This window comes from Roseicella aerolata (assembly GCF_020523605.1).
GTDB lineage: Bacteria > Pseudomonadota > Alphaproteobacteria > Acetobacterales > Acetobacteraceae > Paracraurococcus > Paracraurococcus aerolatus.
This window is the reverse complement of the sequence record NZ_JAJAQI010000029.1, coordinates 62,919-76,186: the sequence shown is the minus strand read 5'-3', so window position 1 is coordinate 76,186 and position 13,268 is coordinate 62,919. Positions and strand designations below refer to the sequence as shown.

The window sequence follows — 13,268 nt, the reverse complement described above, 5'->3', positions numbered from 1 at the left end:
AAGGGAGCGCCGCTGGCGCCGGAAACGTGTTTCTGGCAGCCGCCACGCGGCAGCGGGCGCATGGAAGGTCCGCCGGAGCCTACCGCACCCGCCGATCCTGCGCGCTTTTCAGCAGCCTGCTAAAGGCCACCCGGGTGCGGCAAAGCTACGCACCAGGGTGGCCCGCATTATTTCCGGTTCCGTGCACCGGATGGCCAAGCGTTGATCCAGTTTGCCGGAGCCTGCAATGCAGTGAGGTGGATCTCTCGGATGAAAAGCCGCCATGTGGCACTCGGTCTCGGCGTCATGCTGATCGCTGGTGCCGCCAAGTTTCCGAATCCCGGCAACTGGTTCAACCAGACTAGCGCGGCCGAACCTCGCTACCTGACCGCCCCGGTCGAGCGCGGCGACATCCGCACCACCCTCTCCGCAACCGGCACCCTCGCCGCGGTCGTGACCGTGAAGGTCAGTTCCCAACTCTCCGGCCAGATCGCCGAGGTGCTGGTGGATTTCAACGATAAGGTCACCACCGGCCAGCCCATCGCCCGGCTGGACCCGAGCAGCTTCGAGGCCCGGGTCCGCCAGGCCGAAGCCGCGCTCGAGACCGCCAAGGCCCGCGTCGCGCTCAGCCGCGCCGCGCTGGAGCGGACAAATGCCGCGCTTTCCGCGGCGCGCAGCAGCCACCGGGCCGCCGCTGCGCAATTGCGCAGCGCGGAGTCCAGGGCCGAAACCGTGCGGCGCGATTTCGAGCGCAAGCGCACCCTGGTGGACCGCGAGGTGCTGCCGCCCTCCCGCGGGGAGGACGCGACCTCAGCGCATGAATCGGCCGCTGCCCAGGTCATTGCCGCCGCGGCGGAACTGGCCGGCCGGGAAGCCGCCATTGAGGCGGCCGTGGCCGACCAGCGGATGGCCGAGGCGCAGGTGCAATTCGCCCTCGATTCCGTCCGGCTGCAGGACGCCGTGCTGGACCAGGTGCGGCTTGACCTCGCCCATACCGTCATCCGCTCGCCGATCGATGGCGAGATCATCGGCAAGGATGCCGATCGCGGGCAGATCGTGGCCGCAAGCCTGCAGGCGCCGACCCTCTTCACCATCGCCAGGGACCTCACGCAGATGGAGTTGCTCGCCCGGGTGGACGAGGCGGATATCGGGCGGATCCGCATCGGGCAGCGGGCGCTATTTGCCGTCGATGCCGTGCCGGGGCGCGCCTTCGGCGGCCGGGTCACGCAGATCCGCAAGGCGCCCAGCATGGTCCAGAACGTGGTCACCTATACGGTCGTGCTCGCCGCCCCGAACCCGGACCAGCTCCTGCTTCCCGGCATGACCGCCGTGGCGCAGATCGTGGTCGATGAGGCGGCGGATGTACTGAAGATCCCCAATGCGGCACTGCGCTTCACGCCGCCCGGCGGCACGGGCCGGAACGGCGCCCAGGCAGCCCCCGCCCCGGCTCCCGGCCAGGCGATGGTCTGGGTCCCGGGCGAGGGCGGCGCGCCGGCGCCGGTCCCGGTCCGGCTCGGGCGGAGCAATGCCAGCGCGACGGAGATCCTCGCCGGCCGGATCGGCCCGGGCCAGCAGGTGATCGTCGGTACGGCCTCGGCGCCCGCCAGCCGCTCCTTCTTCAGCCTCCGCTGAACGGGGGCAGCCCGGTGCCCCCCCTCATCCGCCTGCTCGATATCCACAAGGAGCATCCGCTCGGCCAGCGCAAGGTGCATGCGCTGCGCGGCGTCAGCCTCGAGATCCGGGAAGGTGAGTTCGTCGCCGTCATGGGCCCCTCCGGCTCGGGCAAGTCGACGCTGATGAACCTGCTCGGCCTGATGGACCGGCCAAGTTCCGGCCGCTACCTGCTGGCCGGGCAGGATGTGCAGCAACTGGACCACGACCGGCGCGCCACCCTGCGCGGGCGGGAGATCGGCTTCATCTTCCAGGCCTTCAACCTGCTCGGCCGCAGCACGGCGGTCGAGAATGTGGAACTGGCCCTGACCTATGCCGGCCACCCCAGGAAGGAGCGCCGCCGGCGCGCCGCCGAGGCATTGCAGCGCGTCGGGCTCGGCGACCGCCAGGATCACTGGCCGGGCCAGCTCTCGGGCGGCGAGCAGCAGCGGGTTGCCATCGCGCGGGTGCTCGCCACCGGCCCGCGGCTGATCCTGGCGGATGAGCCGACGGGATCGCTGGACAGCGTGACGGGCCGCGAGATCATGGGCTTCCTGCGGGACCTGAACGCGGCGGGGCGGACCATCCTGCTGGTCACCCATGACCCTGCCGTCGCCCGCCAGGCCCGGCGGATCGTCTCCATGCGGGACGGACAGGTGGTCGGCGACGACATCCAGGCCGAGCCGCCGGCGCCGGAGGCAACGCCGGCCGCCGGACCGGGCGGGCATTCGGTGGCGGTGCCGGCGTGAGCCCGCTCGAGACCCTGCGCATCGCCTTCCGCGCCATCCGGGCCAACCTGCTGCGCAGCGCGCTCACCATGCTTGGCATCATCATCGGCGTTGCCGCCGTCATCACCATGGTGGCGCTCGGCACCGGGGCGCAACGCCAGGTCGCCGAGCAGATCCGCTCGCTCGGCTCCAACCTCCTGCTGATCCAGCCCGGCTCGCCCAATCAGGGCGGGGCGCGGCTCGGTACCGGGGCACGCCCGACCCTGACCGAGGAGGACGCGGCCGCCATCGCCCGCGAGGTGCCGGAGGTGGTGGTGGCGGTGCCGACGATGTCGGGCGCAGGCCATATCGTCCAGGGCAACCTCAACTGGTCCACCCTGGTCGGTGGCATCACTCCCGGCTACCTCACCGCCCGCGACTGGCGCGTGGAGACGGGGCGCGAGTTCACGCTGGAAGAGGTGGAGACCGCCGCCAAGGTGGTGCTGCTGGGGCGGACCGTGGCCGATATACTGTTCCCGGGCGATGACCCGCTCGGCCGCCAGGTCAGGCTCGCCAACACGCCCTTCACCGTCATCGGCGTCCTGGCCAGCAAGGGGCAGGTCGCGGCCGCCGGCCGCGACCAGGACGACACGGTCCTGATCCCGCTCTCCACCGCGAAGCTGCGCGTTCTCGGCGCCAACCGGCTGAGCCGGACTCTGGTGGACTTCCTGCTGGTCAAGGTCACGACCGATGAGGCGATCGGGCCGGCGCAGCAGCAGATCCGCCAGCTCCTGCGCCAGCGCCACCGGCTGGCCGAAGGAGTCGAGGATGATTTCCGCATCGGGGAGCCCTTCGCAGCCATGGAGGCGCGCGCAGCCTCCACCCGGTCCCTCACCTACCTCCTCGCCGCCATCGCCTCCGTTTCGCTCGTGGTCGGCGGCATCAGCATCATGAACATCATGCTGGTCTCCGTGACGGAGCGCACGCGCGAGATCGGGCTGCGCCAGGCGCTCGGGGCGCGGCGGCGGAACCTGCTCAACCAGTTTCTCGTCGAGGCCACGACGCTCTGCGTCCTCGGCGGGGTGGTGGGCGTGCTGGTCGGCATCGCCGCCGCCTTCGGGATCGGCGCCATGGCCGGCTGGCCGATCTGGGTGAGCCCGGCCTCCGTCATCCTGGCCGTGGTCTTTTCCGGCGCCATTGGGGTGTTCTTCGGCTTCTACCCGGCGCACAAGGCCTCGCGCCTCGACCCCATCCAGGCGCTGCGGTTCGAGTAGCACCGGATGGCATCCGGCCCGGGCAAGATCGCCTTGGGCTGAAGCCCGGCACTCTCATGAGACCTGTGCGCGGGTGCGATCGGCCACAAGCTGTAGCGGTTATCGAAGGCATCCGAATACCAGACGCTGCGTCACCGGCGACCCGCGCACAGGTCTCATCAGACGGACAGGTATTGCTCCCGCACCTCCTCCGCCGCCATCAGGTCCGGGATCGTCCCGCTCCAGCGGATTCGCCCCTTCTCGATGATGGTCGCGCGGTCGCTGACCGCGCGGGCGAAATGCAGGTTCTGTTCCGAGAGCAGAATCGAGAGGCCCTCGGCTTTCAGCACGCCGATCGCCTCTGCCATGCGCTCCACCACGACGGGTGCCAGCCCTTCGCTCGGCTCGTCCAGCAACACCAGGCGCGGATTGCCCATGAGCGTGCGGGCGATGGTGAGCATCTGCTGTTCGCCGCCGCTCATCCGCCCGCCCGGGCGGTCCCTCATGCCGCCGAGGCTGGGGAAAAGGGCGAAGAGCCGCTCCGGCGTCCAGGGTGCCATGCCGGGCGGTGCCGACCGCCTCCCGACCTCGAGGTTCTCCATGACAGTGAGTTCGGAGAAGATGCGCCGCTCCTCCGGCACGTAGCCCAGACCGAGGCGGGCGATCTCGAAAGGCTCGCGGCCGGCGATCTCCCGCCCCAGGAAGCGAATGCTGCCCGCACTTGGCGGCACCAGGCCCATGATCGCCTTCATGGTCGTGCTCTTGCCCGCGCCATTGCGGCCGAGCAGCACCACGACCTCGCCGGGGCCGACCTCCAGCGCGACGTCATCCAGGATGTGCGCCCGGCCGTAATGCGCGGCAAGACCGGAGATCCTCAGCATCAATGACCGCCCTGCACGCTCTTCGGTCGCGCCACCGATCCACGCACAGGGTCACGCGATCCGGGATGACCGCCGCTGAATCCGGCGCCGAGATAGACCTCCCGCACACGCGGATCGGCGCGCACCTCGGCCGGGGGCCCTTCGGCGATCAGCGCGCCGCGATCGAGCACCAGGATACGGTCGGCATGGCCGAAGACCACGTCCATGTCATGCTCGGTGAAGAGAACGGCGATGCCCCTCTCCCGCGCGATGGAGGCTGTCAGCGCCATCAGCCCCACCCGTTCCTGCGGCGCCATGCCGGCTGTCGGCTCGTCCATCAGCAGCAGCTTCGGGTCGTTGGCCAGCGCGATGGCGAGTTCGACACGCTTGAGGTCGCCATAGGCAAGGATGCCGCAGGGCCGCGCCGCCTGATCCGCCATGTCGAGGCGGGCCAGCAGCGCTTCCGCCGGTGCCCGGTCCGCCCGCGCCACGGGGGTCCAGAGCTGGCCGAGCCGGCGGCGATGCGAGAGCAGTGCCATCTGGACATTCTCCAGCACCGTCATCGAACCGAAGGTGGCGGTGATCTGGAAGGTGCGCCCCACACCCATGCGCCAGACCTTGCGCGGTGCCAGACCGGTGATGTCCTGGCCATTCAGCCGCACCCACCCGGCATCGGGGCGGAGCTGGCCGTTCAGCATGTTGAAGCAGGTGGACTTCCCGGCGCCGTTCGGGCCGATGAGCGCCAGCATCTCGCCGGGCGCCACGGCGAAGGAGACGTCGCGCACCGCCTGGACGCCGCCGAAGCTCTTCCGGAGCTTGTCCACCTCAAGCGTCGCCACGACGAGCCTCCCACCGCGCGCGTGCGGCGCCGGCCAGCCCTTGCGGAAAGAAGAGCACGAGCGCGACGATCACCAAGCCGAGGATGAGCCGCCAGAGATCGGTGATGCGCACCAATTGCTCCTGTAGCCCGGTGAAGGCGAGCGCGCCGATGATCGGTCCGCTCAGCGTCTGCACGCCGCCCAGCAGCACCATCAGCAGCGCATCCACGCTGCGCGGAATGCCGAGGAAAGTGGGAAAGACGCTGCCCTTGGCATAGGCGAAGAGCCCGCCGGCGATGCCGGCCATGACCGCTGCCAGGGCGAAGGCGAGCCAGCGGATACGGAAGGCGTCGATCCCGATCGCCTCGGCCCTCAGGGCGCTGTCGCGCTGCGCCCGCAGCGCATAGCCGAAGGGTGCATGGATGATCCGCCGCAACAGCAGCGTGGCACCGAGGCAGAGCGCGAGCGTCAGGTAGTAATAGACCAGTTTCGGCGCGGCCCAGGGTTCCGGCCAGACGCCGAGGATGCCGTTGTCGCCGCCCGTCACCTCGACCCATTGGAAGGTGACCGACCAGGCGATCTGCGCGAAGGCCAGCGTCAGCATGGCGGAATAGACACCGGAAAGCCGCACGCAGAACCAGCCGAAGATCAAGCCGAAGAGGCCGGCCGCGAAGGGGGCGATGGCGAGGCCGAGTTCCATCGGCGCCGCCAGCCACTTCGCCGCCAGCGCGGCTCCATAGGCGCCCAGGCCGAAATAGGCGGCATGGCCGAAGCTCGCCATCCCGCCCGGCCCCATGATGAGATGCAAGCTGGCGGCGAAGAGGATGAAGATGGCGATCTCGGTCAGGACAGAGAGGGCGTAGTCGCCGGCGAAGGGCGGCAGGACCAGCGCCGCCACCAGTGCCGCGATTCCCAGATGCACCAGCGGCCGCGGCGCCGGGCCGATCACGGGTTCTGCCCCCCCTGCCCCGCCATGCGCCGGACCGGTCGCCTTGCCCATCAACCCATGCGGCCGCACCACCAGCACCACCGCCATCACCAGGAAGACCAGCACCAGCGTGATCTTCGGCAGCACCAGGATGCCGAAGGCGTGCAGTTCCCCGATCAGCAACGCAGCCAGCGCGGCGCCGGTCAGGCTGCCCAGGCCGCCCACCACCACCACCACGAAGGCCTCCGCAATGATGGCAAGGTCCATATGCAGGTTCACGCTCTCCCGCGGCAGTTGCAGCGCGCCGCCGAGGCCGGCGAGGAAGGCGCCAAGAAAGAAGACGCTGGTGAAGAGCATGCGCTGGTTGACACCGAGCGCACCGACCATCTCCCGGTCCTGCGTCGCTGCCCGCACCAGTGTACCCCAGCGGGTGTAGCGGAACAGCAGGACCAGCAGGCCGAGCACGACCGGCCCGACGCCGATCAGGAACAACTCGTAATCCGGGAAGCGCATCCCGAAGATCTCGGTGCCGCCGCGTAGCCCCGGTGCGCGCGGACCGAGTAGATCCTGCGCCCCCCAGGTCAGCAGCGCGAGATCCTGCACAATCAGCACCACGCCAAAGGTCGCCAGCAACTGGAAGAGTTCCGGCGCGCGGTAGATGCGCCGCAGCAGCAGCACCTCCACCACCACGCCGATCAGCCCGACCAGCAGCGCCGCCGCCAGCACGCCGCCCCAGAAGCCGAGATGCCCGCGCGGCAGGGTGGTGACGAAGGTCCAGGCGAGATAGGCCCCCAGCATATAGAAGGAGCCGTGGGCGAAATTGACGATCCGGCTGACGCCGAAGATGACGGTCAGCCCGCTCGCCACCAGGAAGAGTGAGGAGGCGCTCGCCAGGCCGCTGAGCGCCTGGAGGACCAGGTTCTCCAAGGCTATGCGATCAGCTCTGCGGCCGCAGCGCGCGCACCACGTCGTCGGGCGGCAGGTAGTTCTTCCCGTCGGCATAGCGCCAGTCGGCCATGGTACCGCGGCCGTTGCGCAGCACGGTGCGCCCGACGAAGGCGCCCATGGTGGACTGGTGGTCGATGGCACGGAACTCCACCGGGCCGAAGACGGACTGGAACTGCAGCCCCTTCATCCCCTCCACCATCGCCTCGGTGTCGGTCGTGTTGGTCTTCCGCAGCATGGCGGCGATTGCCATGACGGTGTCGTAGCCCACCACGCTGCCGAGCCGCGGATAGTCGTTCCATCGGCGGCGATAGGCATCGCGGAAGGAGGCGTGCTCCGGCGTGTTCACCTGCTCCCAGGGATAGCCGGTGACGATCCAGTTCTCCGGCGCCTCGTCCTGCAGGGGGTCAAGATATTCCGGCTCCCCGGTCAGCAGGGAGACGACGCGGCGGCGCTCGAACAATCCGCGCGTCAGGCCCTGGCGGACGAAATTGGTGAGGTCGGCAGCGAAGGTGACGTTAAAAATCGCCTCCGGATTGGCCGCCGCCAGCGCCTGCACCGTTGCCCCGGCATCGATGCGGCCGAGCGCCGGGAATTGCTCGGCGACGAAGGTGACATCCGGCCGGGCGCGCCCCAGCAATTCCTTGAACCAGCGCACGGCGGACTGGCCATATTCATAATTCGGTGCGACCGTGGCCCAGCGCTTGGCGGGCAGTTTCGCAGCTTCCTCCACCAGCATGGCACATTGCATGTAGGTACTGGCACGCAAGCGGAAGGTGTAGCGATTGCCGCGCGACCAGACGAGCGCATCGGTCAGTGGCTCGGAGGCGACGTAGAGCCGGCGGTTCTGGTTGGCATAGTCCGCGATGGCGAGGCCGACATGCGAGAGGAAGCCACCCGAGAGTAGGTGAACCTTTTCGGCATTCACCAACTCGCCGGCGAGCCGCACCGCATCCTCCGGCCGGCCGGCGTCATCGCGGAACACGGTCTCGAGCCGGCGGCCATTGACGCCGCCGGCGGCGTTCACCTGCTCGACCGCAAGCGTCCAGGCATTGCGGTAGGGCAGCAGGAAGGCGGGCTGGGCGGTGTAGCTGTTGATTTCGCCGATGCGGATGACATCGCCCTGCGCCCGCCCGATCGCTGGCGCCGCCAACACCGCCCCGGCGCCTGCCAGGATCTGGCGGCGCCCGATCACCCAAGCCGTCATGTCGCCCCCGGTCGCGTTTCGCGTTGCGATGCGACCATGCAACCGCAAGGCCCGTAGCTACGCAAGAGCGGATGGGTCGTTATACCATCCCGCATAAGTGCCGGCACATTCAGGCGGCCGCAGGCGCGGCCTGCGGCGGCTTCGAAGCGCGACATGTGCCGCGGGCCGCATTCCGGGTTCCCATCGACGTTGTGCAGCAACGTCGATGGGAACCCGTCGCGGCCTCCGCCCCCGAAGGCGGCTGCAACTCAGGACTTACGTCGGTCGGCATTGCTTCTGCTCAACGCAGCACAGGTAGGACCTCCTCGCTTCCCAACCCTGAGGGAAGAGCGTCCTTGCCGGCAGCCGCGCCTACGCAGGCGCCAGTTCAATGGTGCCGCCGGCCTAGCGCAGGCGACCCATGACGAGCCCCGCGCCAATCCGCGGTTTGATGACGAAGGCAATGCGACCATGATCGCCGGATCGGCCTCCGGATGCAGCGTGCCGAAGAGGCCGAGGGCCTTCCTGTCACGGTTCGCGATCACCGAAAGCCTCACGGATGGCCCCAGGTCCCGGCGCTACTCGCCTGCCGGCCGGCCTGCTGTCCAGCGGATCAACCGCGAGGGCGATGACCTTGGCGCCGCGCCGCTCGACTGTCCGGGTTCCGCAATGCAGGCCGGCGCGAAGCCCTTGCATGGCCGAACAATGCACTCCGGATATCGGCGAGCCGCTCATGGAAGCGGAAAATAGCCCGGGGTCGCCCAGGCTTCGAAGTCCAGGGGCGTCTGGACGAGCTGAATGGTCCTGTATTCCTCCTGCCTCCGGCAGGTGAGCCCGGCCCAGGGCGCTCCCGGGCCGGGACATCGCGTCAGGCTGCCGTCACAAGGCCACCGGCATTCGCCAGGTAGCGCACCCAGTAATCGGCATCCCCGAACATGGCATCGTTCACCGTCAGGCGCTTGAAGTAATGCCCGACGGCGTATTCCATCGTCATCGCGATGCCACCATGCAGCTGGATCGACTGCTGCCCGACGAAGCGGGCGGAACGGCCGATCTGCACCTTGACGGAAGCCATGTTCTTCCGCCGCTCGAGCGGGTCCCGCTCTTCCACACCCATCGCAGCGAAGTAGGACATGCTGCGCGCCTGCTCCAGCTGCACCAGCATGTCCGCCGCCCGGTGCTGCAGCGCCTGAAAGCTGCCGATCGGTCGGTCGAACTGCTTGCGCGTCTTCATGTAGTCGATGGTCATGTCATGGGCGACCTGCATGCAGCCCACCGCCTCGGCGGCAAGGGCCACGATCGTCTCGTCCACCACCTGGTCGACCAGCGCCAGCCCGTCCTCCGGATTGCCGAGCACCGCCTCAGCCGGAACATTGGAGAGCTCGACCTCCGCTGCGCGCTGGCCGTCAACGGTGCGGTAGCCACGGCGGTTCACGCCGGAATGGCTGGCATCCACGAGGAAGACGCCGATGCCCTTGGCATCGCGCTGCCCGCCGGCGGTGCGGGCCGTGACCACAAGCTTCCCGGCGCTATCGCCATGGATGACCATACCCTTGCGGCCGGAGATCACCCAGCCCGAGCCATCCTTCTTCGCGGCCGTCGCCACGTCGTTCAGGTCGTAGCGCGACTGCCGCTCGGTATGGGCGAAGGCCAGCATCAGCTCGCCACCGGCGATCTGCGGCACCAGTTCGGCGCGCAGCCCGGCCTCGGCGCCGTGGCGCAGGAAGCCGCCGCCGATGACGACGGTCGGAATCCAGGGCTCCAGCGCCAGCGCCTTGCCGAGTTGCTCGGCGACCAGCATGGTCTCCACATGGCTGCCGCCGAAGCCGCCCTCATCCTCGGCGAAGGGAAGGCCGAGCAGACCTAGCTCGGCATACTGCGCCCAGATGTCGCGGCTCCAGCCCTCGGCCGACTTCATATAGGCCTTGCGCTGCTCGAAACCGTATTTGTCGGTGAGCAGGCGGGCAACGCTGTCCTGGAGGAGGCGCTGCTCCTCGGTCAGATCGAAATCCATGTTTCCTCAGAGCCCCCAAGGGGCGCGCCAGAGGCGCGGCCCGTTCACAAACCCAGAAAGGCTTTGGCCATGATGTTGCGCTGGATCTCGTTGGACCCACCGTAGATCGACTGCTTGCGCCAGTTGAAATAGACGCCGGCGAGCCCGAAGGCCCAGTCCGGGGCCACATCGATGTCGTTGCTGCCCTCCGCCTCTGGGTCGCCATCCACCCAGGCATAGGGGCCGGCCGCCTTCATCAGCAGTTCGGAGCACATCTGCTGGATCTCGGTGCCCTTGATCTTGAGGACCGAGGTCGCCGGGTCAGGCTTCTTGTCCTTGCGCTTGGACTCGGTGGCGATGACGCGCATCACCGTCATCTCCAGCGCCTTCAGCTCGACCTCGATCTCCGTCACCTTGCGGGCGAAGTCCGGGTCCTCCATCAGCGGGCGCCCGCCATCCATGCTCTCGGTGGAGGCAATGGCCTTCAGCCGACGGATGCGCTCGCGGCTGGCGCCGACGCGGGCCTGGCCGAAGCGCTCATTGCCCAGCAGGAATTTCGCGCAGTCCCAGCCCTTGTTCTCTTCGCCAACCAGGTTCTCGACCGGGACCTTCACGTCGTCGAAGAAGACCTCGTTCACCTCGTGCCCGCCCTCGATGGTGATGATCGGGCGGACGGTGATGCCGGGCGTCTTCATGTCGCAGAGCAGGAAGGAGATGCCCTCCTGCTTCTTGGCATTCGGGTCGGTGCGGACCAGCAGGAAGATCCAGTCGGCGTGCTGCGCCAGCGTGGTCCAGGTCTTCTGGCCGTTGACGATGTAGTGGTCGCCCTGCTTGACCGCGCGGGTCTTGAGGCCGGCGAGGTCGGAACCCGCGCCCGGCTCGGAGAAGCCCTGGCACCACCAATCGTCCAGATTGGCCATGCGCGGCAGGAAGCGCTTCTTCTGCTCCTCCGTGCCGAATTCGGCGATCACCGGGCCGCACATATTGGTGTTGAAGGCGAGCGGCTGCGGCGCCGGCGCCATCTGCAGCTCCTCGCGGAAGATGTAGCGCATGCCAAGCGTCCAGTCCGGCCCGCCCCATTCGCGCGGCCATTCCGGCACCGCCCAGCCCCTGGCGTTCAGCTTGCGCTGCCAGTCCACCACCATCTGCTTGGTCGGCGACTTGCCGGCGAGCATGCGCTCGCGCGTTTCCTTGGGCAATTCCTTGGCGATGAAGTCGCGGACTTCCTGGCGGAAGGCGCGCTCGGCCTCGCTGAAGCGCAGTTCCATGGGTCTCTCCCCGTCCTGAATGCTAGGCGGCGGCGCTGCGGCCCCGCTCCTCCTCGATCAAAACCAGCTTTGCGAGCTTGCCGACCGGCGTTCGTGGCAACTCATCGCGGATCTCCAGGGCGGCCGGCAGCTCATGCTTCCCAAGTCGGTCGGCCAGGAAGACCCGCAAGCCCTCCAGCGTGAAGGGAACCGCGCCGGGCTTCAGGCTGACGAAGGCCTTGGCGGCCTGGCCGCGATACTCGTCCGGGATGCCGATGACGGCGCATTCCACCACATCCGGGTGTTCGTGGATCGCTTCCTCGATCACCCGCGGATAGACGTTGAAGCCCCCCGAGAGGATCATGTCCTTCTTCCGGTCGGTCAGGAAGAAGAACCCATCCGCCTCCATCCGGCCGATATCGCCGGTCAGGAAGAAGCCCTCGGCGAAGGCCCTGGCGGTCTCCTCCGGCCGGTTCCAATAGCCCTTGAAGACGTTAGGACCGCGGATGGCGATCTCCCCCGTCTCGCCGGGCGGCAGGACGCGCCCCGGCTCATCCAGTGACACCACCCGCATCTCGATGCCCGGGAGGGGCACACCGATGCTGCCGCGGCGCAGCGGCGCGCCGTCCCAATTCGGCTGGCTGGTGCCGGCGGGCGCCGTCTCGGTCATGCCCCAGCCACCGCTGATCCGCTTGCTGGTGATGCGTTCGAACCGCGCCGCCACCTCCACCGGCAGCGCCGCCCCGCCGGAGGCCGCGGTGTGGAGCGAGGAGAGATCGGCCTCATCGATCCGCGGATGGTTGGCCAGCGCGATCCACATGGTCGGGACGCCGCACATATCGGTGGCCTTCCGCTCCTCGATGTCGCGCAGCACGGCATCGGTGTCGAAGCGGGCATGCAGCAGCATTTCATCGCCCCGCTTGATGGACATCAGCATGTCCACGGTGAAGGCGTAGATATGGAACAGCGGCAACACGCAGATGACGCGCCGGTGCCGCTTCACCGCATCCGGACCGCGCCCGCCGCCCCAGAGCCCATACTGTGCGCAGGCCGCGGTCAGGTTGCCATGGGTCAGCATGGCGCCCTTCGGCAGGCCGGTGGTGCCGCCGGTATACTGCAGCAGCATGATGTCCTCCGGCCGGACCTCGGGCAGCGCGGCCGCTTCGGGCGCCGAGAGCCAGTCCTCCAGCCGCATTGCTCCTGCCGGTACCGGGGCGGAAGGCGGCCCCGCCCCCCAATGCGCGTCGTCACCGACGACCAGCGCCTCGACCAGCCCCTGCCCCTGCAGTGCGGCGGCGAGCTTCAGCAGCCCCTCATGCGCCAGCGTCACCAGCACCCGGGCACCGCTGTCGTGCAGCTTGTGGAAGATCGTCCGTGGCGCATCGATGGGCGAGAGCTGCGTCACCCGGATGCCGGCCAGCGCCGCGCCAAAGGTCACCACCGGATGGAACGCGGTATTGCCGATCAGCAGCGCGATGCCGTTCCGCGCCGCCGGCAGGGCCAGCAGCGCGCCCGCGACACGGCGCGCCATGGCCTGAAGCTCGGCATAGGCGATGGCGGTGTCGCGGTAGCGGATCGCGGTGCGCGGCCCGTACTCCGCCGCGCTCCGCGCCAGCAACTCGCCGACCGTCCCGGTCTCGATCGGCGCGCCCCAGTCGAGGCCGGGCGGATAAACCGCTTCCCAGGCGAAAGGCCTACCCAT

At 68.8% G+C, this 13,268-nt stretch carries 11 protein-coding genes; 4 read left to right on the top strand and 7 right to left on the bottom strand.

Annotated elements, in window-relative coordinates:
- The 4 genes from LHA35_RS18265 to LHA35_RS18250 form a co-directional block, all read left to right on the top strand.
- Window positions 1-205 (top strand): hypothetical protein (locus LHA35_RS18265; protein WP_226610683.1); only part of this gene is annotated, 205 nt, incomplete at its 5' end.
- A 44-nt stretch (window positions 206-249) separates the two neighbouring features.
- Window positions 250-1,611, top strand: coding sequence for an efflux RND transporter periplasmic adaptor subunit (locus LHA35_RS18260; RefSeq protein ID WP_226610681.1), 1,362 nt, complete (start codon window positions 250-252; stop codon window positions 1,609-1,611).
- Window positions 1,612-1,625: 14 nt separating this feature from the next.
- Entirely contained in the window at window positions 1,626-2,378 is a 753-nt protein-coding gene (locus LHA35_RS18255) for an ABC transporter ATP-binding protein (RefSeq protein ID WP_226610679.1), read from the top strand.
- Window positions 2,375-3,610: an ABC transporter permease gene (locus tag LHA35_RS18250; RefSeq protein ID WP_226610677.1), complete on the top strand. Its 1,236-nt coding sequence runs from the start codon at window positions 2,375-2,377 to the stop codon at window positions 3,608-3,610. Before LHA35_RS18255 ends, LHA35_RS18250 begins: the two co-directional genes overlap by 4 nt.
- 158 nt (window positions 3,611-3,768) lie before the next feature.
- On the opposite strand, the gene LHA35_RS18245 is transcribed toward LHA35_RS18250, so the two are convergent.
- The 7 genes from LHA35_RS18245 to LHA35_RS18215 form a co-directional block, all read right to left on the bottom strand.
- Entirely contained in the window at window positions 3,769-4,470 is a 702-nt protein-coding gene (locus LHA35_RS18245) for an ABC transporter ATP-binding protein (RefSeq protein ID WP_226610675.1), read from the bottom strand.
- Complete coding sequence (locus LHA35_RS18240; RefSeq protein ID WP_226610672.1) at window positions 4,470-5,288, bottom strand: ABC transporter ATP-binding protein; 819 nt, start codon at window positions 5,286-5,288, stop codon at window positions 4,470-4,472. The genes LHA35_RS18245 and LHA35_RS18240 overlap by 1 nt, the downstream gene beginning before the upstream one ends.
- Window positions 5,275-7,122: an ABC transporter permease gene (locus LHA35_RS18235; protein ID WP_226610669.1), complete on the bottom strand. Its 1,848-nt coding sequence runs from the start codon at window positions 7,120-7,122 to the stop codon at window positions 5,275-5,277. Before LHA35_RS18235 ends, LHA35_RS18240 begins: the two co-directional genes overlap by 14 nt.
- Before the next feature lie 10 nt (window positions 7,123-7,132).
- Entirely contained in the window at window positions 7,133-8,335 is a 1,203-nt protein-coding gene (locus LHA35_RS18230) for an ABC transporter substrate-binding protein (protein ID WP_456316086.1), read from the bottom strand.
- Window positions 8,336-9,194: 859 nt separating this feature from the next.
- The gene (locus LHA35_RS18225; protein ID WP_226610664.1) at window positions 9,195-10,340 is read right to left on the bottom strand and encodes an acyl-CoA dehydrogenase family protein; all 1,146 of its coding nucleotides are present in this window, start codon (window positions 10,338-10,340) and stop codon (window positions 9,195-9,197) included.
- A 44-nt stretch (window positions 10,341-10,384) separates the two neighbouring features.
- A complete protein-coding gene (locus LHA35_RS18220; protein ID WP_226610662.1) occupies window positions 10,385-11,587 on the bottom strand; it encodes an acyl-CoA dehydrogenase family protein in 1,203 nt (400 codons plus the stop codon).
- 22 nt (window positions 11,588-11,609) lie between these two features.
- The gene (locus LHA35_RS18215; protein WP_226610659.1) at window positions 11,610-13,268 is read right to left on the bottom strand and encodes an AMP-binding protein; all 1,659 of its coding nucleotides are present in this window, start codon (window positions 13,266-13,268) and stop codon (window positions 11,610-11,612) included.